Source organism: Streptomyces sp. WY228 (genome assembly GCF_019287315.1).
GTDB lineage: Bacteria > Actinomycetota > Actinomycetes > Streptomycetales > Streptomycetaceae > Streptomyces > Streptomyces caviscabies.
This window is the reverse complement of record NZ_CP079114.1, coordinates 6371923-6393673: the sequence shown is the minus strand read 5'-3', so window position 1 is coordinate 6393673 and position 21751 is coordinate 6371923. Positions and strand designations below refer to the sequence as shown.

Here is a 21751-nt window from a genome sequence, read left to right as displayed (position 1 = left end):
CGTGTGCGGGTCCTGTGGGGACTTTGCACACCCGTGCCGCTCTTGGACCGTTCTCGTAGCGTTCCCTGTCCGCTCCTGGTCGGCCGGTGACGTAACGGACAGGTTGAGCGATGCCGAACGGCCTGCCTGAGTTCACCGGATGGCGATTAGGGTGGGTGGGGCGCGGCAGAGGAAACCTGCGAGCAGGTGATGCGCGTCGCAAGGGGGAGAGCCGGGCGGACCGGTACGTCGGGAACGGTCGCCCCCACCCACCACGGCACAAGGGTGCTCGACCACATCAGGAGGCAAAGTGAACGGCGATCGGAACGAGATCCGCGACGGATGGGACCTGCCCGTCGACGAGTCGTCCGACGCGGATCCCGCCGAGATGACGGGTGAGTTCACCATCGACTACACCCCTCCCGCCTGGTACACGCAGAACGCGGCGGGGGACTCGTCGGGCGGCGCGGGCTCGCATCTGGCGCCCCCTCCGCCGCCGGTCGGGGCACCCGTGGCCGCGCCCGACCTGTCGGCGGCGCCCGGCGGCTTCGACCCCAACTGGGCGCCCGCACCGCCGGCGCCGGCCGAGCCGGTGGCTCCCCCGGCTCCGGAGACCCCGGTCTCCCCCGCCGTACCGGAGACACCGCGGACACAGACACCGCAGGCACAGAGCCCGGCCGCGCAGACGCCGCCCCCTCCGGCCACCGACGCGACCGGGGACACCGGTCCGTTCGGCGGCGGGGACGTGGAGAGCGGCGCGACGATGCGGTTCTCGCCCGCCGCGCTCAAGCGGGAGATCGCGGAGCGCGAGGCGGAGGCCGCCGCCCAGGCCGGGTCCGATGCCGCGTCCGATGCCGGGGCGAAGAACGAGGAGGACAACAAGGAGGACAGGGAGGACGGCAAGGACAGGAACGACGAGAAGGCCGGCGCCTCCGTCTCCGCCCCCGTCTCTGCCTCCACCCCCGCCCCCGTCACGTCCTCGGAGGACGCGTCCCCGTCCGGCACGCCCTCCGAGCCTTCCGCCTCTCTCCCCTCGCCCGGCGACACCGACTCCTCCGCCGTCTCCCGTACGGACGCGGGCTCCGCGGATTCCGAGGACGGCGACGCGGCCGGGGCGCACTCCGACGGGGCTCCGGGCTCCGTCGCCGTAACCGACGCCGTCGCGGACGCGGGCCCCCAGGACGCGCCGCCGCAGGACGCGCCGCCGACGCCCGTCGCCGACGCCCCGCAGCCCGCCGCCGCGCCGGTGCCGTGGTCGCCGCCCGCGCAGGGCGGTGCGCTGCCGCCGCTGCCGCCCGCCTTCCAGCCCGCCGCTCCGGCGCCCTCCGCGCCGCAGCCCGCGGCGCAGTGGCCCGGTTCCGTCCCGGCGAACGAGGCGCCCGGCGGTGGCTACGGCTTTCCGCAGGCCGCCCAGACACCCCAGCCGCCGCAGGCTGCCCTGCCTCCTCAGGCACCTCAGCCGCCGCACCAGCAGCAGCCGTACCCCGGTCAGCCCGGTCAGCCCGGCGCACCGCTGCCCCCGCAGGCGCACCCCCAGGCCCCCCAGGGCGCGGGCGGCTACGGCTTCCCGCCGCAGGGCGGCTACGGCTTCCCCCAGCCCGGACAGCCGGGGCAGCCCGGACAGCCCGGACCGGCGCCTCAGCAGGGTCTGCCGGGGCAGCCCCCCAACGCGCTCCAGCCCAACGCACCGTTCCCGGCCCAGGGCACTCCGAACCTCCCCGCGCCCGTCGCCCCGCAGCAGCCGGAGGCGTACGGGCAGCAGCAGCCCCCGGTCCAGGGCCAGCCGCCGCACCAGCAGCAGCCGCCCGTCGACCCGCGTACGGGCGGGGCCTGGCCCACCCCGGTCGCGCACGACCAGCGCGAGCGGTCGGTGCCCGGCGCCCCGCTCGGGTACACCGCGGCCGTCGAGCTCTCCTCCGACCGGCTGGTGCGCGGCAAGCAGAAGGCCAAGAGCAGCCGTAACCCCTCCGCCGCCTCCCGGTTCAAGCTGGGCGGCAAGAAGGAGGAGGCCGAGCGGCTGCGCAAGCTGGAGCTGATCCGCACCCCGGTGCTGTCCTGCTACCGGATCGCCGTCATCAGCCTCAAGGGCGGCGTCGGCAAGACCACCACGACGACCGCCCTCGGTTCGACGCTGGCCACCGAGCGGCAGGACAAGATCCTCGCCATCGACGCCAACCCGGACGCGGGCACGCTGGGCCGCCGCGTGCGCCGCGAGACCGGGGCGACCATCCGCGACCTGGTCCAGGCGATCCCGTACCTCAACTCGTACATGGACATCCGGCGGTTCACCTCGCAGGCGCCCTCCGGTCTGGAGATCATCGCCAACGACGTGGACCCGGCGGTCTCCACGACGTTCAACGACGAGGACTACCGGCGCGCGATCGAGGTGCTCGGCAAGCAGTACCCGATCATCCTCACCGACTCCGGCACCGGGCTGCTCTACAGCGCGATGCGCGGGGTGCTGGACCTCGCCGACCAGCTCATCATCATCTCGACGCCGTCGGTCGACGGCGCGTCCAGCGCCTCCACGACGCTGGACTGGCTCTCGGCGCACGGGTACGCGGACCTGGTGCAGCGTTCGCTCACCGTCATCTCGGGCGTCCGCGAGACCGGCAAGATGATCAAGGTGGACGACATCGTCCAGCACTTCGAGACGCGCTGCCGCGGCGTCGTCGTCGTCCCGTTCGACGAGCACCTGGCGGCGGGCGCCGAGGTCGACCTCGACATGATGCGGCCCAAGACCCGTGAGGCGTACTTCCACCTCTCGGCGCTGGTGGCCGAGGACTTCGCGCGGGCCCAGCAGCAGCAAGGGCTGTGGACGGCGGACGGCCAGAATCCGCCGCCGCAGTACGCACCGCCGCTGCCCGGCCAGCAGGGCTATCCGGGACAGGGCCAGCCGATGCCGGGCCAGCAGATCCCGGGGCAGCCCGGAGCCGGACAGCAGGTTCCCGGACAGCCCGGAGCCGGACAGCAGATCCCGGGGCAGCCGATGCCCGGTCAGCAGCCGTACGCACCGCAGCAGCCCGGCCCCGGACAGCCCTATCCGCCACAGCAGCACCCGGGGCAGCCCGGGCAACCGCAGCCGGGGCAGCAGCCGTACGCGCCGCAACAGCCCCAGGGTGGACAGCAGCCGTACGGCGGGCAGCCGCCGTACGGGGGATATCAGGCGGCGGGTCAGCCGGGTGCTCCGCAGGCCCCCTACCCTCCGCAGCCGGCCCCGGGCGGACCGCAGAACGGATGGCAGCAGGCGCCGCCGCCGCAGGCCGGGCCGGGTGCGCCGGGGGCCGGTGCGCCGCAGCAGGGACAGCCGGAGCAGCAGGGTGGTCAGGGCAACCCGGCAGGCCAGCCCGATCTGCACGGTCCGGTGCCTCCGGCCGGCTGGCAGCAGACGCCTCCGCAGCCGCCGCCGGCGCCTCCGCAGTAGGCCCGGCGACAGGCCGCCACCCGGCCAAAGTGGTTTAGACCAATGAGGGCTCGCATCGCTCACGCGGTGCGAGCCCTTCCGCATTCCCGCAGCCCACACACGGTTTGACACACCGTTGACGAGCCTCGACCACCGCTGATAAACCTTCGCTTCACCAACTGGCGAACCAGAGATCTGCCCGCCTTCTCCCAGCGAGTGATGACGCGAGGTCCCCGTCCATGGTCACAAGAGTCCCCACCCGCTCCTCCCGGCCACGCCGACGTCTGCGCCTCCTGCTGGCCTCCGGCGCGGCCGCCCTGGCGCTCGCCGCCGGGTCCGTCGTCCCGGGAAATCCGCTCGCGCCCGCGCCCTCCGAGGCCCGCGCCGACGACGGGAAGACGACGCTCACGGTCGCCGTCGCGCAGAGCGTCGACTCGCTCAGCCCGTTCCTCGCGCAGCGGCTGGTCAGCACGAGCATCCACCGGCTGATGTACGACTACCTCACCAACTACGACGCCAAGGACAACAAGGCGATCCCGGGCCTCGCCACCGCATGGGAGCCCTCCGCCGACAAGCTGACGTGGACGTACACGATCCGCTCGGACTCGAAGTGGTCCGACGGACAGCAGGCCACCGCCGAGGACGCGGCCTGGACGTTCAACAAGATGATGACCGACGAGGGCGCCGCGACCTCCAACGGCAGCTTCGTCGGGAACTTCGAGGAAGTGACCGCGCCCAGCAAGGACAAGCTGGTCATCAAGCTCAAGGAGCCGCAGGCCACGATGGCCGCGCTCGACGTCCCGATCGTCCCGAAGCACCTCTGGGACAAGGTCGGCGACTTCTCGAAGTTCAACAACGACCAGGAGTTCCCCATCGTGGGGAACGGTCCGTTCATCCTGACGGACTACAAGGTCGACAGCTATGTGAAGCTCAAGGCCAACAAGGACTTCTGGCGAGGCTCGCCCAAGTTCGACGAGCTGGTCTTCCGCTACTACAAGGACCAGGACGCGGCCGTGGCCGCCCTGCGCAAGGGTGAGGTCTCCTTCGTCGCGGGCAGCCCCAGCCTGACGCCCGCCCAGTCCGCCTCGCTGGAGAACGCCCCGGACATCAAGGTGAACGACGCCCCGGGCCGCCGATTCTTCGCGCTCGCCGTCAACCCCGGAGCCCGGACCAAGGACGGACAGAAGTTCGGCGACGGGCACCCGGCGCTGCTGGACCAGAAGGTGCGGCACGCGCTGTTCATGGCGGTCGACCGCAAGACCATCATCGACAAGGTCTTCCAGGGCCACGCCGTCGAGGGCGAGGGCTACATCCCGCCGCGCTTCGGCGACTACTTCTGGAAGCCGGCGGACGGCCAGAAGCTCGCCTACGACCCGGCGAAGGCGGCCTCCCTCCTCGACGAGGCCGGGTACAAGAAGAACGGCGCGGGCAAGCGCGTCGGCAAGGACGGCAAGCCGCTCGACTTCCGTATCCTCTGCCACGCCACCGACCCCAACGACAAGGCGATCGGCAAGTACCTCCAGGAGTGGTGGGGCGCGCAGGGCATCGGGCTGAAGGTCGACTGCCTCGACAACGTCTCCGACCCCTGGTACGCCGGTGAGTACGACCTCGCCTTCGACGGCTGGTCCGTCAACCCCGACCCCGACTTCGTCCTCTCCATCCACACCTGCGCCGCCCTGCCGTCCAAGGCGAAGGAGTCGGCCGCGACCGACAACTTCATCTGCGACAAGCAGTACGACGAGCTCTACAAGAAGCAACTGGCGGAGTACGACCCCGCCAAGCGGGCGGATCTGGTCAAGCAACTGGAGTCGCGGCTGTACGACACCGGGTACATGAACGTCATGGCGTACCCGAATGCCGTCGAGGCCTACCGCACCGACCACATCGAGTCCATCACCACCATGCCGTCGGCCGCGGGCAACATCTACGGCCAGGACGGTTACTGGAGCTGGTGGTCGGCGGTCCCGGCCGCCGGGGCATCCTCGTCCGGTTCCTCCGACTCCGGTGGTTCCTCCACCGGGGTGCTCATCGGGGTCGGGATCGCCGTCGTCGTCCTCGCCGGTGGCGGACTCCTGTTCGCCATGCGTCGCCGCTCCACCGCGGAAGACCGTGAATAGTCCATGAGCTCAGAAAGCACTCCCGCGCTGTTGAAGAGCGCGGCAGGCGTGGAGAGCACCGCATCCGGCGGCCCGGCTCCGGCCGGGCCGTCGGCCCGCTCCCCGCGCTCCCGCTCCACCGCCGCCTACGCCCGTTACGCGGCGGGCAAGCTCGCCGGTGCGGCCGTCTCCCTCTTCGCCGTCCTCGTCACCAGCTTCTTCCTCTTCCGGCTGATCCCGGGCGACCCGGTCAAGCAGATGACCGGCGGCCGCCAGGTGTCGACCGAACAGATCGCGGCGATGCGCCGTGAGTTCGGGCTCGACCTGCCGCTGTGGCAGCAGTTCACGCAGTACTGCGGCAAGGCGCTGACCGGCGACTTCGGTACGTCGTACCAGTTCCGCGCCCCGGTCGTCGACAAGATCGCCGAGGCGCTGCCCGCCACCCTGCTGCTGACCGGCACCGCCTTCGTGATCTACACGCTGCTCGGCATCTGGCTGGGCGCGCGCTCCGCCTGGCGCAACGGCAGCGCCGGGGACCGGGCCAACACGGCGTTCGCGCTGACGCTGTACTCGGTGCCCTCGTTCTGGCTCGGTCTGCTGCTCATCATCACGCTGTCGGTGGGCATCGGCCCGATCCCCGGGATGTTCCCGACCGGCGGGATGGAGTCCGGGAACACCGAGGGCTTCGACCGGGTGCTGGACATCGCCCACCACCTGGTGCTGCCCGTGATCACGCTGGTCGCCGTGGAGTACGCGCGGACCCTGCTGGTGATGCGCTCCTCGCTGCTGGACGAGATGGGCAGCGACTATCTGACCACCGCCCGCGCCAAGGGGCTGCGCGACGACCTCGTGCGCCGCAGGCACGCCGTGCCGAACGCGATGCTGCCGACCGTGACGCTGCTCTTCGTGAACCTCGGTACGACGGTGGCCGGCGCGATCCTGGTGGAGACGGTGTTCTCCTGGCCGGGTCTCGGCGGCCTGTTCTACCAGGCGCTGAGCGTGCCCGACCTGCCGTTGGTGCAGGCGCTGTTCTTCGTGTTCGCCGCCGCGGTGATCCTGATGAACACGCTGGCCGATGTGATCTATCCGCTGCTCGATCCCCGGGTGGGCCGATGACGACGTCGATGGAGAAGCCCTCCGAACCGCGGGAGCCGGACGCCCGCAAGCCCCCCGGGGAGGTCCGGGGACCGAGCCCGCGGGCGCTCACCCGGGCCCGGCGGCGGCAGGCGGTGGCCCGCTTCTGGCGGCAGTACCGCACGCACCGGGCCGGGCTCGTCGGACTCGCCGTGCTCGCGGTGATCGCCCTGCTCGCACTGACCGCCCCGCTGCTGGTGGGGGCCGACTCGCAGAGCGTGACCAATGCTCCGGGCGGCCCGATGGAGGAGCCGAGCGGTGAATTCCCGCTCGGCACCGACCAGTTCGGGCGCAGTCTGCTGGCTCTCATGCTCTGGGGCACCCGGGTCTCCCTGACCGTCGGGCTGCTCGCCGCGTTCCTTTCGGTGGCGATCGGCACCCTGGTCGGTATCACCGCGGGGCACTTCAAGGGCTGGTACGCGACCGTCGTCATGCGGGTGACGGACTGGTTCCTGGTCATGCCGACCCTGGTGCTGGCCATCGCCCTGGCCACGGTCCTGTCCCGGTCGGTCTGGACGACGATCCTGGCGATCGGCGTGACGACCTGGCCGACGACCGCCCGGCTGGTCCGGGCCCAGACGCTGTCCGTCGAGTCCCGCCCGTACATCGAACGCTCCCGGGCGCTCGGCGGCGGGCACCGCCACATCATGTCGCGGCACGTCCTGCCCAATGTGATGCCGCTGGTGCTGGCCCAGACCACGCTCGTGATCTCCACCGCCATCCTCACCGAGGCGACCCTCGCCTTCCTCGGGCTCAGCGATCCCACGATCGTCTCCTGGGGCGGTCTGCTCCAGGACGCCCGCGAGGCCGGCGCGGTCAGCTCCGGCAACTGGTGGTACCTCGCTCCGCCCGGACTCGCCATCGCCGTCGTCGCCCTCGCCTTCACGCTGTGCGGCCGCGCCATCGAGTCCGTGCTCAACCCCAAACTGGGGGTGTCCCGTTGACCGCCGCCACCACGACCACCACACCGAACCCGGACCCGTCCGGCTCGCCCGGCACGACGAAGCCCACCGGTGATCCGCCGCTCCTGGAGGTGCGGAATCTGACCGTCACCTACGGGAGCGGGGCCGACGCCGTGCCCGCCGTACGGGGCGTCGATCTACGGGTGGAGGCCGGGCAGAAGCTCGGCATCGCCGGAGAGTCCGGCTGCGGGAAGTCGACGCTGGCCCTCGCGCTGCTGCGGCTGCTGCCGACGACGGCCACGCTGTCCGGCGAGATCCTGCTCGACGGCGAGGACGTCCTGACCATGAAGTGGGGCCGGCTGCGGGCGGTCCGCTGGGCGGGCGCGTCGATCGTCTTCCAGGGCGCGATGCACTCGCTGAACGCGGTGCACCGGGTCGGCGACCAGATCGCCGAGCCGATCCTGCTGCACAGCGGGGCCACGCCCGCCGCCGCCCGCAAGCGGGCCGGTGAGCTGCTGGAGCAGGTGGGGCTGCCCGCCGCCCGCGCCCAGGCCTATCCGCACGAGCTGTCCGGCGGGCAGCGGCAGCGCGTGATGATCGCCATGGCGCTGGCCTGCGATCCGCGCCTGATCGTCGCGGACGAGCCGACCACCGCCCTCGACGTGATGATCCAGGCGCAGATCCTGCGGCTGATCGAGCAGCTGGTGGCCGACCAGGACGTCGGGCTGATCATGATCAGCCATGACCTCGCGGTGCTCGCCGACACCTGCGACCGGCTCTCGGTGATGTACGCGGGCCGGGTCGTCGAGGAGGGCCCGGCCCGGCAGGTGTACGCGGACGCCCACCACCCGTACGGCAGGGCGCTCTCCGCCGCCTTCCCGAGGATCGGCGATCTGTCCTCCCGGCACGCCCCGCGCGGGCTGCCGGGCGATCCGCCGGACCCGGCGGCGCTGCCGGGCGGCTGTACGTTCCATCCGCGCTGTCCGGTGGCGCTCGACCCCTGCGCCACCGAGGACCAGGTGCTGCGGGCGGCCGGGGGCGAGCGCCGGGCGGCCTGTGTGCTGGTGGACGCGGACCGCGCACAGCACGGGGACGAAGATGCGAGGAGCACCCGATGAGCACCACCCCTCAGGCCGGGCCCTCCCCGGCCGGCACCGCTCCCCTGCTCAGCGCCGAGACGCTGAAGGTAGCCTTCCCCGGCCGGCGCGGAGCCGCCACCGCCCGGGCCGTCGACGGCGTCGACCTGGACATCCGGCCCGGCGAGATCGTCGCGCTGGTCGGTGAGTCCGGCTGCGGCAAGACGACGCTCGCCCGGTCGCTGCTCGGCCTGGTGCCGCCCACCTCGGGGCGGGTCACCTTCGGCGGCGCACCGCTCGACTACACGGGCCGGGCGCTCAAGGCGTACCGCAAGCGCGTGCAGCTGGTCCTCCAGGATCCGAGCGGGTCGCTCAACCCCCGGCACACGGTGTACGACGCGGTGGCCGAGGGGCTGCGCATCCACGGGTACGCGGGCGACGAGCGGGCGGCCGTCTCGGAAGCCCTCTCCCGGGCCGGCCTCCGCCCGCCGGAGCGGTTCTTCCTGCGCTTCCCGCACGAGCTGTCGGGCGGTCAGCGTCAACGCGTCGTGATCGCCGGGGCGTTGGTGCTGGAGCCGGAGCTGATCGTGGCCGACGAGCCGGTGGCGTCGCTGGACGCGTCGGTACGGGGCGAGATCCTGGCGCTGCTGCTGCGGCTCCGCGACGAGCTGGGGCTCTCCGCGCTGGTGGTCACCCACGATCTGGGGCTCGCCTGGAACATCGCGGACCGGGTGGCGGTGATGTATCTGGGCCGGATCGTGGAGACGGGCCCGGTCGAGCAGCTGCTCACGGCCCCGCGGCACCCGTACACCCGGGCCCTGCTGTCGGTGCTCCCGGAGGCGGAGGGCGAACCGGTCGTGCTGGCCGGGGAGCCTCCGGACCCCTCGAAGGTGCCCTCCGGCTGCCGGTTCCACGTCCGCTGCCAGGTGCTGGCCTCGGGCGAGGCGGAGCGGGCGGGGGTGGCGGAGGCGTGCCGCACGGTGGATCTGCCGGTGCTGGACGGAGGCGGGGCCGCCCAGGTGGCGTGCCACTGGGCGGCGGCGTGCGGGGAGAGCGCCGAGCTGCCGACGGGCTGAGGCCGGGGCTCCTCAGCGGGTCCGGTAGCAGGCGTAGATCAGCCCACTCGCGGCGAAGGCGCGCTCCTCGACGAGTTCGAGGTCGAGGCGCACGCCGTCGGGGAAGAAGCGTTTGCCGCCGCCGACGACGCTCGTGGTGATGAAGAGGTGGTACTCGTCGACCAGGCCGGCCGCGATGGCCTGGGCGGCGAGGTTCGGGCCGTCGACGGTGAGGTCGGCGTCCGCCTCGTCCTTGAGCCGCCGGACCGCTTCCGGGTCGAAGGACCGCTCGATGCGGGTCTTCGCGCTGGACACCGAGTCGAGCGTCGTGGAGTAGACGACCTTCTCCGCGGCCTGCCAGTCGCGGGCGTACTGCGCGATGTGCGGCGGCTGATCGGGCTCGTCGAGCGCGGTCTCCCAGTAGACCATCGTCTCGTACATCCGCCGGCCGTAGAGGTAGGTGCCGACGGGGCGGAAGAGGTCGTTGACGAAGGTGTGCACCTCCGGGTCCTCGGCCCCGGTGCCGAGGCCGCCCTCCGCCGCCTCGGCGTAGCCGTCGAGCGAGGTGATCATGGAGTAGATGAGCTTGGCCACGGGGTCTCCTTCAGCGGCGGGCACTTCGGTCTGCGGGTGTTCCCGGTGTGATGACCTCCGGACCGGCCGGAACTCATCGGTCCCGGTGGATCGCGCCGGTCAGAGCGCCGAGCGGGCGGCCCGTGCCGCCCCAGCGGTGCTGGATGATCTCGGCGGCGATGGAGACGGCCGTCTCCTCCGGGGTACGGGCTCCGAGGTCGAGGCCCACGGGTGAGGCGAGGCGTTCGAGGTGCGCCTCGTCCACTCCGGCCGCGCGGAGCCGGGCCAGCCGGTCGTGATGGGTGCGGCGGCTGCCCATCACGCCGATGTACGCGGCGGGCGTGCTCAGTGCCGCGACGAGCAGGGGCACATCGAACTTGGGGTCGTGGGTGAGGACGCAGATCACCGTGCGGGCGTCGACCTCGGTGGCCTCCAGATAGGTGTGCGGCCAGGCGCGGACCACCTCGTCGGCGGTGGGGAAGCGTTCCCGGGTGGCGAAGGCGGGGCGGGCGTCGCAGACGGTGACGCGGTAGCCGAGGAACGAGCCGATGCGGGCGGTGGCGGCCGCGTGGTCGATCGCGCCGAAGACGAGCATCCGGGGCGGCGGGGCGTACGTCCGGACGAAGACGGCGACCTCCTGCATCCGGCGCTGACCGTGCGCCCCGTACCGCTGGATGCCGGTGAGGCCCTGGGCCAGCAGGCCCCGCGCGTCGTCGGTGACGGCGGCGTCGAGCCCTTCGTTCCCCAGCGTGCCGGTGGTGGGCCCGGCGTCGGCGGGGCGGACCACCAGGCGGGCGCCGGTCTCCGCCGCGCCGGACAGCACGGTGGCCTCGGCGACCGGGCGGCCGGCGGCGATCAGGTCGAGCAGCGCCGCGAGCTCGGTCCGCTCGCCCTCCGAGGCGTACGCGCGCACCAGGACCTCGATGGTGCCGCCGCAGGTCAGCCCCACGCCGAACGCCTCGTCGTCGCTGATCCCGTACGACACCAGGCGCGGCCCCGACCCGGCGAGCACCTCGCGGGCCACCTCGTACAGATCGCCCTCGACGCAGCCGCCGGAGACGCTGCCGAGGACCGTGCCCGCCGCGTCGACGGCCATGACCGCGCCGGGATCGCGGGGCGCGCTGCCGTGCACGGCGACGACGGTCGCCAGGGCGAAGGGGACGCCGTCGGCGCACCGGGCACGGAGGTCGGGCAGGATGTCGCGCACCCTGTCAGCATCCGTCGTCCGGGCTCCGGGTGCACGGGGACGGCGTGCGTCAGTGGGTGACGTCAGTGGGTGACGTCAGTGCGCGCGGTCGTACGCGGCGATCAGCTCGCTGGAGCGCTTCACATCGGCGGCCATGGCGACCAGGAGGTCGTCGATCGAGTCGAACTTCAGCATGCCGCGGACGTACGCGAGGAATTCGACGGCCACGTGCAGCCCGTACAGGTCCAGGTCGACCCGGTCGATGGCGTACGCCTCCACGGTCCGGTCGACGCCGTCGAACTGCGGGTTGGTGCCGACCGAGATCGCGGCGGGCATCGACTCGCCGTTCACCTCCAGCCAGCCGGCGTAGACGCCGTCGGCGGGGATCGCGGTGTGCGGCAGGGTCTCGACGTTGGCCGTCGGGAAGCCCAGCTCCCGGCCGCGCTGCGCGCCGCGCACCACGATGCCCTCGACGCGGTGCGGGCGGCCGAGGATCTCGGCGGCCCCGGCGACATCGCCCTCGGCGATCAGCCGGCGGGTGAGCGTGGAGGAGAACGGCTGTCCGCCGCCCGCTTCGCCGGTGACGTACAGGTCGATGACCTCGACGGTGTAGTCGTAGGTGGCGCCCAGCTCGGTCAGCAGCGCGACGTTCCCCGCGGCCCTGTGGCCGAAGCGGAAGTTGGGACCCTCGATGACGGCCTGGGCGTGCAGCCGGTCGACGAGGACCTTCGCGATGAAGTCGGCGGGCGACAGCTTCGAGAACTCGGTGGTGAACGGCAGGATCAGCAGGGCGTCCACGCCCAGCTCCGCCATCAGCTCCGCGCGGCGGTGGTGCGGGGCGAGCAGCGGCGGGTGGCTGCCGGGCCGGACGACCTCGCTGGGGTGCGGGTCGAAGGTGACGACGACGGACGGAACGCCCAGCTCACGGGCGCGTTCGACGGCCCGGCCGATGATCAGCTGGTGTCCGCGGTGCACGCCGTCGTAGGAGCCGATGGTGACGACGCTGCGCCCCCAGTCCTGGGGGATGTCCTCCAAGCCACGCCAGCGCTGCACTGTGACCGCTCCTCGCCCGAACCTGTGTACGTGTGTATGTCGATTACGCAGGTCTAAGACTGCCATGCTCGCGCCCCGCCGCCTGCATCGGCATCGGCATCGGCGGACGTGATGTCTCCAACGCCTCGACCGTGCGCCGGGCGCTCGGGCCCACGACCGCCGCCCACTCCTGCGGGGCGTCGGCCAGCCAGCGGGTGACGAGGGCGGCGAATCCGGGCACCTGGCGGGCGAGTTCGACCAGGCCCCGGTCGAAGCGGGCGGCGCCCTCGGGGGTGCGGACCAGCAGCATTCCGGTGCGGTGGACGAGGGCGCGGGTACGGATCTCCGGGCGGTGCCCCGAACCCTCGGCGGCGGCCCGGAGCAGGGCCTCCAGCACCTCCGGGTCGCGGCCGGTGACCTGCTCGAACTCCAGCAGGACCTCCAGCAGCTCGGCCCGCAGCGGCCCGGACGCGGGGCTTCCGGCCCCGGCGAGGACCCGGGCGAGCGCGGCCCGCACCGGCGGCGGGGCGGGGCGGTCCCGCAGCAGCCCGGTGACCAGGGGCAGCAGGAGCGCCCGGGCGGCGGGACCGTGCTCCAGGCGGAGGTCGACGTACTCGGCGGCGTGCGTGCCGTCCTCGGGGTGGGCGTCGATGTACTCCCGTACGAGCCCGGCGACGTGCAGCGCGAGCGCGGGCGTGTCGAGGCCGGCCAGCGCCCGCAGCACCGCTCCCCCGCCGTCGCCGGGGCGGGCGAGGCGGGCGCGGAGGGCGGCGAGGACCGGCTCCGGGTGGGCCGGGAAGACCTCGGCGAGCAGTTCGACGGAGAGCCGGGAGTCTCCGGCGGCGAACGCGCGCAGGGCCGCCGGGAGGTGGCTCCTCCTGGCCACCGGGTCGCGGACGAGGAGGGCGAGGGCGGCGGCGTGCAGCTCGGCGTCCTCGGCCCGGTCCAGCAGCACGAGGGCGGCGGAGCGCAGCAGGGCCCGGTCGCCCTCGGCGGTGACCCGCTGCTGGAGGAGTCCGGCGTAGCGGGCGGCGGCCGAGCGCCGGGCCGGGCGGTCCTCGTCGCGGGCCCAGCGCTCGACGGCCCGGCAGAGCGCGGTGGGCTCGTCCTCCGCGAGGGCCAGCAGCAGCTCCCCGGCCCGCTGGTGCGGGGTGGCGATCAGCGCGTCGGTCAGATCGTCGACGGCGAGGTCGCGGCGGGCGTAGAGCAGGGCCTGCGCGGCGGCGGCGACGGTGGGCCGTAGCGGGACGTCCGGCGCGTCGGGGCCCACGAGCAGCGGGCGTTCGTCGGTGAACCAGCGGCACAGCAGCGGCTGCACGGCCGGGGCGTCGAGGGCGAGGCGGCGGGCGACCGCGTCCAGATAGCGCTCGTCGCCGTCGGTGCGGGGCAGTCCGTCGGCGGGCACCAGGCGGCGGAGCAGGTCGATCCGGTCCTCCTCGGGCAGCCGCAGCCGCCGCCAGAACCAGGGCCCGAACTCGCCGTACGCCCCGAGGTCGCCGGGTCCGTCGGGGGCGGCGGAGCGGCGGGTGATGCGTCCGGCGAGGACCCGCAGGACGCCGAGGTACGGGCGGGCGTCGGGCACCCGCAGCAGGCTCCCGTTCAACAGGTGGGCCGCCCACCAGGCGGCGTCCTCGTCGCGCGGGCCCTCGTCGGTCCACAGCCGGTCCAGCGCCTCGATCAGGTCGGCCATCCGGTGCGCGAGCGCGGCGGTGCCCTGGCGGCGGCCGAGGAGCACCATCGCCTGGATCACCGGCCCGATGCGGTGCCGGGGCACGGGCAGGCTGCGGGGCTCGCCGCCGCTGTGGGGGTGCGGGGCGGGGCCCGTGCTCCCCCGGTGCCAGCGGTGCACCAGGGAGCGCAGGGCGGCGTCCAGGTCGAGGTGGGCGCCCTGCACCCAGTCGCCCAGCTCCTCGTGGGCGAAGCGGTAGCCGGCTCCGGCGGGCACGAGGAGGCCCTCGGTGAGCACGGCGGAGGCCCAGCCGGTGCGCCAGGGGAAGATCTCCTCGAACGCCGCCCGGTCCAGCTCGCCCTGGCCGGGGCCCAGACAGCGGCGGGCCGCCTCGTGGACCTGGCCCGCGACCCGGGCGGCGAGCCGGCGCACGGCCGCGCCGCGTGGCTGCTCGTCGGCGGCGGCCGCGATCCGGACGGCGGCGCGCACGCACAGCAGGTCGAGGTGGGCGCCGAAGACGTCCTCGGTGTCGGGGCGGCCCGGCACCCCGGGCGGCAGGGCGGCGCGGACCTCGGCGAGGAGCCGCAGGGTGAGCGGGTGCCGGTCGTGGCCGGGGGCGAGGGCGGCGGGCGGGATGCCGTACGCCTCCTTGGCGCTCTCGGCCTGCTCGGGGGTGAGGTCGCCGAGCCGCAGGGCGGGCGGCAGCCGGCGGGCGGGGCGGTGCGGGCGGTGCAGGGCGTCAGGGGGCCAGAGGGCGCCCGCGGTCTCCCAGTGTTCGGGGCGGCAGGCCACGACGAGCCGGACGCCGTGCTCGCGCAGCCAGCGCGCGGTGCCGGCGGTCCAGTCGGCGAGCCGGTGGGCCAGCAGCGGCGGCATCTCCTCGGGGCCGTCGAGGACCACCAGGAGCGGGTGCCCGGCCTCGGCGGCGAGCCGGGCGACGCGCTCCGGGGTGGCGGTGCCCATGTCGCCGCGGGTGCCCGCGGCCGAGACGATCCGGCCGGAGCGGATGAGCGTACGGCTCGCGGCGTCGGCGACGGAGGTGTCGTCGGCCAGCAGGTCCGCGCCGCGCAGCCAGAGGGTGGGGGCGGGCGCTCCGCCGTCGGCGCGGCGGTCGGCGAGGGCGGCCAGCTCGGTGGTGCGGCCGGTGCCGGGCGCTCCGACGAGGCCGAGGACCGGCCCCGTACCGGCGGTGAAGGCGGCGAGCTCGGTGTGCACGTCGTCGCGCTCGACCGGTGCGGTGCGGGCCCCCGGGCCGTCCGCCGAGCCGACGGAGGTGGCGGTGAGCTGGAGCGCCCCGGCGAGGTTGAGGTCGGGGCCGTAGGCGGGGGCGGCGGTGGCGTTGCGGCGCAGCAGGGCGTCCAGGGTGTCGTCCGTGCCCCGGACGATCGGCAGGGCGAGGCCGGCCGCCTCGTGCGGGGCGGTGAGGGCGGTGCAGAGGATGCCGAGGACCGCGCCGGTGGCCGGGTCGGTGACCGGTCCGCCGATGGCCGCCCCGCCCGAGCGCAGGGCGTCGCGCCCGTCGGTGCCGAGGGCCAGCTCCAGGGCGGCGGGGACCGGGTGGGCGGTGCCGTCCGGTGCGGTGCAGGTGGCGGGGGTGGTGCCGAGCACGCGGGCCTCGCGCCGTCCGTGGGCGGCGATGTCCACGTAACCGCCCGGCTCGGCGCGGTCGCGTCCGGCGATGGGCAGGGGTTCGGCGTCGAGGACGTCGGGGCCGCCGGTGCGCAGGAGGGCGAGGCCGAGGGCGGGCAGCGCGGTGATGTCGTCGGGGGCGACGGAGCAGGTGCGGCCGTCGGTGCCGTGGAGGAGGAGCGGGCCCGGGGAGGTGACGGCCTGATGGGCGGTGACGACCGTGCCGCGGTCGTCCGCGACGAATCCCGTCCCGCGCGGCCGGCCGGCCTGATCACAGATTCTTACCAGCTTCGACCGGTCCCCACTGCCCATGGTCCGACGGTAGGCCGCCGGTGATCTCCTGGAGCCCACGGACAGGGAAAGCGCCCCCCACGCCCCCGGTATTCACTCCGAGCGCCCGTCCGTTGGGGTGAATAAGCGTGTCCTGCGAGGAGCAGGGATGGTGCCGGGGAGGGGAAACGTGGAGCGGGCACCGGTTGGGGGTGGTGCCCGCTCCACAACGATCGGTCGGCGCGTCCGCCGGACACGCCCCGGGTCAGGCGAAGACGGCGAGGCTCTTGGCCTTGCCCTTCTCCTCCTCGACGAGCACGAGGAACGTGCCGTCGGGCCCGAAGACCGCGACCGGCCCCCGCGGATGCGCGGGCATGTCCAGCCGTACGCCGTTGAGGAGCAGCTTGGCGCGCTTCTCGTCCACGTCCCAGCGGGGGAACGCGGTGGCGGCCGCCTCGGCGACCGGCATCACGGTCAGCGCCTCCTGGTGCTGATCGAGCGTCCGGGCCGCGTCCAGTCCGTACGGGCCGACCCGGGTGCGGCGCAGCGCGGTCAGATGGCCGCCGACGCCGAGTCCGGCGCCGAGGTCGCGGGCCAGCGCCCGGATGTACGTCCCGGAGGAGCAGACGACGGAGACGACCAGATCGAGAACGGGGGTGCCGTCCTCGGCGACGGCCTCGCGGACGTCGTAGACCCGGAAGGAGGAGACGGTCACCGGGCGGGCCGGGATCTCGAACTCCTCGCCGCCGCGCACCCGCGCGTAGGACCGCTTGCCGTCGATCTTGATGGCGCTGACCTTGGACGGCACCTGCATGATCGCACCGGTCAGGGCGGCCACGCCCGCGTCGATGCCGTCACGCGTCACACCGGAGGCGTCGGTGGACGAGGTGATCTCGCCCTCGGCGTCGTCGGTGACGGTGTCCTGGCCGAGCCGGATCGTGCCGAGATACTCCTTCTCGGTCAGCGCGAGGTGACCGAGCAGCTTGGTGGCCCGCTGGACGCCGAGCACGAGCACTCCGGTCGCCATCGGGTCCAGGGTGCCGGCGTGGCCGACGCGGCGGGTGCGGGCGATGCCGCGCATCTTGGCGACGACGTCGTGCGAAGTGAAGCCGGACGGCTTGTCGACGATGACAAGGCCGTCCGGCGTGGTGGTCTGCTCGGTCATGCGGAGGCGGGGCCCTCGTTCTTGTCGGTCGAGCCGGGGGTGTCCGCCTCGTCGTCCTCGTCCTCGGGCTTGCGGTACGGGTCGGCGTCGCCGGCGTACGTCGCGCCCGTGGACACCTGGCGCACCTCCGCGTCCTTGGCCCGCGCCTTGTCGAGGAGGTCCTCGATGGTGCGGGCGTTGTCCGGGAGGGCGTCCGGGACAAAGGCCAGGCTCGGCGTGAACCGGACCCCGGTCTGCCGTCCGACCTCGGAGCGGAGGACGCCCTTGGCGCTCTCCAGCGCGGCGGCGGAGGCCGCGCGCTCCTCGTCGTCGCCGTAGACCGTGTAGAAGACCGTGGCCTCCCGCAGGTCGCCGGTGACCCGGGCGTCCGTGATCGTCACGAATCCCAGCCGCGGATCCTTGATTCGCCGGTCCAGGGTCTCCGCGACCACGACCTGGATGCGATCGGCCAGCTTGCGGGCCCGCGCGTTGTCGGTCACCGGTCCGTCACTCTTCCTTCTGATTTCGCTCGACTGTCAGTCTTCGTCACTGTGCAGCCGCCGTCTCACCGACAGCAGCTCCACCTCCGGGCGTCCCGCGACCAGCCGCTCGCAGCGGTCCAGTACGTCCGTGAGGTGTCCGGTGTCACCGGAGACCACGGCAAGGCCGATCTCGGCCCTGCGGTGGAGATTCTGTCCGCCGGTCTCGGCCACGCTCACCGCGTACTTGCGCTGGAGCTCGGCCACGATCGGGCGGACGACGGAACGCTTCTCCTTCAACGACCGTACGTCGCCGAGGAGCAGATCGAAGGACAGGGTCCCCACATACATGCGTGTCCGGATGTCCCGCCGGTTCGGGTTCGCGCCCCGCCAGAGCTTGCCGGGGACATCAGAACCGTACCGGAACGGCCGGAGCCGATCGACGGAAATACGCCCCGTCGACCGGCCCCGACCGTGGTGGCCGGGTTCCGGGGGCGAACCCCCGGGACCCGGCCCAATCCTTGCGGATCAGCCTCGCGGCTTCTCGCGCATCTCGTACGTCGCGATGACGTCGTCGATCTTGATGTCGTTGAAGTTTCCGAGGTTGATACCGCCCTCGAAGCCTTCGCGGATCTCGGTGACGTCGTCCTTGAAGCGGCGCAGACCGGAGATGTTGAGGTTCTCCGCGATGACCTTGCCATCGCGCAGCAGGCGCGCCTTGGTGTTGCGCTTGACCTCGCCGGAGCGGACCAGCACACCGGCGATGTTGCCCAGCTTGGACGAGCGGAAGATCTCGCGGATCTCCGCCGTGCCGAGCTCGACCTCTTCGTACTCCGGCTTGAGCAGGCCCTTGAGGGCCGCTTCGATCTCTTCGATCGCCTGGTAGATGACCGAGTAGTACCGGACGTCCACGCCTTCGCGCTCGGCCATCTGCTCGGCACGCCCTGCGGCGCGCACGTTGAAGCCGATCACGATGGCGTCGGAACCCGTCGCCAGGTTGATGTCCGACTCGGTGACCGCACCCACACCGCGGTGCAGGATCCGGATGTCGACCTCTTCACCGACGTCGAGCTGGAGCAGCGAGGACTCGAGAGCCTCCACCGAACCGGACGCGTCGCCCTTGATGATGAGGTTGAGCTCCTGGACCAGACCGGCCTTGAGCGCCTCGTCCAGGTTCTCCAGGGAGAACCGGACGCCCTTGCGGGCGAAGTTGGCGTTGCGCTCACGGGCGGCACGCTTCTCGGCGATCTGACGGGCCGTACGGTCCTCGTCGACGACCAGGAGGTTGTCGCCGGCGCCCGGGACGTTGGTGAGACCGAGCACCAGGACGGGGGTCGAGGGGCCCGCTTCCTGGACGTTCTGACCGCTGTCGTCGAGCATCGCCCGGACCCGGCCGTACGCGTCGCCCACGACCACCGTGTCGCCGATGCGCAGCGTTCCGCGCTGGACCAGGACGGTCGAGACGGCACCGCGACCGCGGTCGAGGTGGGACTCGATCGCAATACCCTGCGCGTCCTGCTCCGGGTTGGCCCGCAGGTCGAGCGAGGCGTCGGCGGTGAGGACGACGGCCTCCAGGAGAGCCTCGATGTTGAGGCCCTGCTTGGCGGAGATGTCGACGAACATCGTGTCGCCGCCGTACTCCTCGGCCACCAGACCGAACTCGGTGAGCTGACCGCGCACCTTGGTCGGGTCGGCGCCCTCGACGTCGATCTTGTTGACCGCGACCACGATCGGCACGTCGGCCGCCTTGGCGTGGTTCAGCGCCTCGATCGTCTGGGGCATCACACCGTCGTTGGCCGCCACCACGAGGATCGCGATGTCGGTCGACTTCGCACCACGGGCACGCATGGCGGTGAACGCCTCGTGACCCGGGGTGTCGATGAAGGTGATCTTGCGGTCCTCGCCGTTGACCTCGGAGGAGACCTGGTAGGCACCGATGTGCTGGGTGATGCCACCGGCCTCGCCCGCGACGACGTTCGTCTTGCGGATCGCGTCGAGGAGTCGGGTCTTACCGTGGTCGACGTGACCCATGACGGTCACGACCGGCGGACGCGAGACCAGAGCCTCTTCGCCGCCCTCGTCCTCGCCGAACTCGATGTCGAAGGACTCGAGCAGTTCGCGGTCCTCCTCCTCGGGGCTGACGATCTCCAGGACGTAGTTCATCTCCTCGGCGAGAAGCCGGAGCGTCTCGTCGGAAACGGACTGCGTGGCGGTGACCATCTCGCCGAGGTTCATCATCACGGCGACGAGCGACGCCGGGTTGGCGTTGATCTTCTCCGCGAAGTCGGTGAGCGAGGCGCCGCGCGACAGCCGGACGGCCTGTCCGTTGCCGCGAGGCAGCATGACGCCGCCGACCGACGGGGCCTGCATGGCCTCGTACTCCTGGCGCCTCTGCCGCTTCGACTTACGGCCACGACGCGCCGGACCGCCGGGACGGCCGAACGCACCCTGTGTGCCACCGCGGCCACCGGGACCACCCGGACGGCCACCGAAGCCGGGACGACCGCCGAAGCCGCCGCCGCCACCGGGACGACCGGCACCGCCGCCGCCACCGGGACCGGCCGGACGACCGGCGAAGCCGCCGCCGCCACCGCCACCGGGACGACCTGCGAAGCCGCCGCCACCGGGACGACCGCCGCCACCGGCACCGCCGGGACGACCGCCACCGCCGGGACCACGGCCACCGCCGGGGCCACCACCGGGACGCGGGCCCGCGGCGGGACGCTGCGGCATCATGCCCGGGTTCGGGCGGTTACCGGCGGGACCGCCGCCGGGACGCGGAGCCTGCGGGCGGGGCATGCCGCCCGGAGTGGGACGGGCACCGCCCTGACCCTGACCACCCTGCGGACGCGGGGCGCCGCCGGGGCCGCTGCCCTGGGGGCGCGGGGCGCCGGGGCGCTCCTGGCCGCCACCGGGGCGCGGGGCACCGCCGGGACGGGGCGCCGAGGGGCGCGCCATGCCGGTGGAACCGCCGGAGGTGAAGGGGTTGTTGCCCGGACGGGGACCGGCCGGACGGGCGCCGCCGGGGCGCGGTGCGCCCTGGCCCGCGGGACGTGCGGGGCGGTCGCCGCCACGCTCGCCGCCACGGCCGCCGTCACGCTGGCCACCGTCGCGCTGACCGCCGGACGGAGCCGGACGGGCGGGGGCGGGACGGGGACCCGGGGTGGCGCCCGCGGGACGCGGGGCCTGGGGCTGCTGGGGGGCAGCCGGCTGGGCCGGAGCCGGAGCCGAGAACTCGGCGGCCGGGACCGGGGTCACCGGGGCCGCCTTCGGCGCGGGCTTCGGGCCCGGACGGGGGCCCGCCGACGGCGCGGAGGGCGCCGCCGGGGTGCTGCTCGGGGCCTCGGCGGCGGCCGGCTTGGGAGCCGGTGCGCCGGGCTTGGGGGCAGCGGGACGTGCCGCAGCGGCCGGGGAGGGCGCTGCGGGCTTCGCGGGCGCCGCCTTGCGGGGCGCACCGGGCTTGGCAGCGGACTTGCCGGCGTTGCCGCCGGGCCCCTGCAGTGCGTCGGTCAACTTACGTACAACCGGCGCCTCGATCGTCGAGGACGCCGAACGGACGAATTCACCGAGTTCTTGGAGCTTGGCCATGACGACCTTGCTCTCGACGCCGAACTCCTTGGCGAGTTCGTATACCCGGACCTTAGCCACTTCGCTCCTTTTAGGTCCGGGTTACCGCCGGACCGTCGCTACTTCATGGGCGTACTCATCGCGTACTCATCGAGTGCTCATCGCAATCTCGACCTACTTCCAACTCGCGAGGTACCTGACCGCACGGGGTCCCGTGCCGTTCACTTTTCTTACGGTGTCGCCCGCTCGACGAACCGCGTGAGTGCCGCGGTGTCGAACGGCCCCTTGGCCTTGAAGGCCCGGGGGAACGCCCGGCGGCGAACCGCCAGGTCGAGACAGACAGAGACAGGGTGCACGTAAGCACCCCGGCCGGGCAGCGTACCGCGTGGATCAGGGGCGCAGGCGCCCTCGTCCACCACGATGCGCAGCAGCTCGCTCTTGGCCGCCCGCTCCCGGCATCCCACACAGGTTCGCTCGGGGCAAGCGCGTGCTTGCGTCCGGCCAGACACGTTTAAGTCTACCTCCCCGTACCGACCTCACCCCTTTGGGGCAAAAAT

Annotated in this window: 15 protein-coding genes; 6 read left to right on the top strand and 9 right to left on the bottom strand. The window is 73.2% G+C overall.

Features of this window, described 5'->3' with window-relative positions:
- Positions 1–289 precede the first annotated feature (289 nt).
- The 6 genes from KV381_RS28075 to KV381_RS28050 all read left to right on the top strand — a co-directional run bounded on the left by KV381_RS28075 (position 290) and on the right by KV381_RS28050 (position 9666).
- Positions 290–3403: an SCO5717 family growth-regulating ATPase gene (locus KV381_RS28075; protein WP_218786645.1), complete on the top strand. Its 3114-nt coding sequence runs from the start codon at positions 290–292 to the stop codon at positions 3401–3403.
- Positions 3404–3621: 218 nt separating this feature from the next.
- On the top strand, positions 3622–5499 hold the full coding sequence (locus KV381_RS28070) for an ABC transporter substrate-binding protein (RefSeq protein WP_218786644.1): 1878 nt from the start codon (positions 3622–3624) through the stop codon (positions 5497–5499).
- Positions 5500–5502: 3 nt separating this feature from the next.
- Positions 5503–6594: an ABC transporter permease gene (locus tag KV381_RS28065; protein WP_030085263.1), complete on the top strand. Its 1092-nt coding sequence runs from the start codon at positions 5503–5505 to the stop codon at positions 6592–6594.
- Positions 6591–7556: an ABC transporter permease gene (locus tag KV381_RS28060; RefSeq protein WP_030085261.1), complete on the top strand. Its 966-nt coding sequence runs from the start codon at positions 6591–6593 to the stop codon at positions 7554–7556. Before KV381_RS28065 ends, KV381_RS28060 begins: the two co-directional genes overlap by 4 nt.
- Positions 7553–8632 (top strand): ABC transporter ATP-binding protein, encoded by a 1080-nt coding sequence (locus KV381_RS28055; RefSeq protein ID WP_218786643.1) that lies wholly within the window; start codon positions 7553–7555, stop codon positions 8630–8632. The genes KV381_RS28060 and KV381_RS28055 overlap by 4 nt, the downstream gene beginning before the upstream one ends.
- Positions 8629–9666, top strand: a complete 1038-nt coding sequence (locus KV381_RS28050) for an ABC transporter ATP-binding protein (protein WP_218786642.1) — start codon at positions 8629–8631, stop codon at positions 9664–9666. The genes KV381_RS28055 and KV381_RS28050 overlap by 4 nt, the downstream gene beginning before the upstream one ends.
- A gap of 12 nt (positions 9667–9678) precedes the next feature.
- On the opposite strand, the gene KV381_RS28045 is transcribed toward KV381_RS28050, so the two are convergent.
- The 9 genes from KV381_RS28045 to KV381_RS28005 form a co-directional block, all read right to left on the bottom strand.
- Positions 9679–10239, bottom strand: a complete 561-nt coding sequence (locus KV381_RS28045) for a dihydrofolate reductase family protein (RefSeq protein WP_218786641.1) — start codon at positions 10237–10239, stop codon at positions 9679–9681.
- Positions 10240–10312: 73 nt separating this feature from the next.
- Positions 10313–11425 carry an XdhC/CoxI family protein gene (locus KV381_RS28040; protein WP_218786640.1) on the bottom strand — a complete coding sequence of 371 codons (1113 nt, stop codon included), beginning with the start codon at positions 11423–11425 and terminating at the stop codon, positions 10313–10315.
- Between the two features lie 75 nt (positions 11426–11500).
- Entirely contained in the window at positions 11501–12457 is a 957-nt protein-coding gene (locus KV381_RS28035) for a bifunctional riboflavin kinase/FAD synthetase (RefSeq protein WP_030085251.1), read from the bottom strand.
- A 43-nt stretch (positions 12458–12500) separates the two neighbouring features.
- The gene (locus KV381_RS28030) at positions 12501–16046 is read right to left on the bottom strand and encodes a trypsin-like peptidase domain-containing protein (RefSeq protein ID WP_218786639.1); all 3546 of its coding nucleotides are present in this window, start codon (positions 16044–16046) and stop codon (positions 12501–12503) included.
- A gap of 223 nt (positions 16047–16269) precedes the next feature.
- On the bottom strand, positions 16270–17169 hold the full coding sequence (truB, locus tag KV381_RS28025; protein WP_086779058.1) for a tRNA pseudouridine(55) synthase TruB: 900 nt from the start codon (positions 17167–17169) through the stop codon (positions 16270–16272).
- Positions 17166–17648, bottom strand: a complete 483-nt coding sequence (rbfA, locus tag KV381_RS28020) for a 30S ribosome-binding factor RbfA (RefSeq protein WP_030085246.1) — start codon at positions 17646–17648, stop codon at positions 17166–17168. The genes truB and rbfA overlap by 4 nt, the downstream gene beginning before the upstream one ends.
- A gap of 36 nt (positions 17649–17684) precedes the next feature.
- A complete protein-coding gene (locus tag KV381_RS28015) occupies positions 17685–17978 on the bottom strand; it encodes a DUF503 domain-containing protein (protein ID WP_030085244.1) in 294 nt (97 codons plus the stop codon).
- A 177-nt stretch (positions 17979–18155) separates the two neighbouring features.
- Entirely contained in the window at positions 18156–21275 is a 3120-nt protein-coding gene (gene infB, locus KV381_RS28010; RefSeq protein WP_030629639.1) for a translation initiation factor IF-2, read from the bottom strand.
- 149 nt (positions 21276–21424) lie between these two features.
- Positions 21425–21703, bottom strand: a complete 279-nt coding sequence (locus KV381_RS28005; RefSeq protein WP_167396332.1) for a YlxR family protein — start codon at positions 21701–21703, stop codon at positions 21425–21427.
- Positions 21704–21751: the final 48 nt, after the last annotated feature.

Bases quoted from the DNA above. Each gene is read 5' to 3' on its own strand.
- KV381_RS28070 (WP_218786644.1), top strand. From the start codon at position 3,622: ATGGTCACAAGAGTCCCCACCCGCTCCTCCCGGCCACGCCGACGTCTG.
- KV381_RS28065 (WP_030085263.1), top strand. From the start codon at position 5,503: ATGAGCTCAGAAAGCACTCCCGCGCTGTTGAAGAGCGCGGCAGGCGTG.
- KV381_RS28060 (WP_030085261.1), top strand. From the start codon at position 6,591: ATGACGACGTCGATGGAGAAGCCCTCCGAACCGCGGGAGCCGGACGCC.
- KV381_RS28050 (WP_218786642.1), top strand. From the start codon at position 8,629: ATGAGCACCACCCCTCAGGCCGGGCCCTCCCCGGCCGGCACCGCTCCC.
- KV381_RS28030 (WP_218786639.1), bottom strand. From the start codon at position 16,046: ATGGGCAGTGGGGACCGGTCGAAGCTGGTAAGAATCTGTGATCAGGCC.
- truB (WP_086779058.1), bottom strand. From the start codon at position 17,169: ATGACCGAGCAGACCACCACGCCGGACGGCCTTGTCATCGTCGACAAG.
- KV381_RS28015 (WP_030085244.1), bottom strand. From the start codon at position 17,978: ATGTATGTGGGGACCCTGTCCTTCGATCTGCTCCTCGGCGACGTACGG.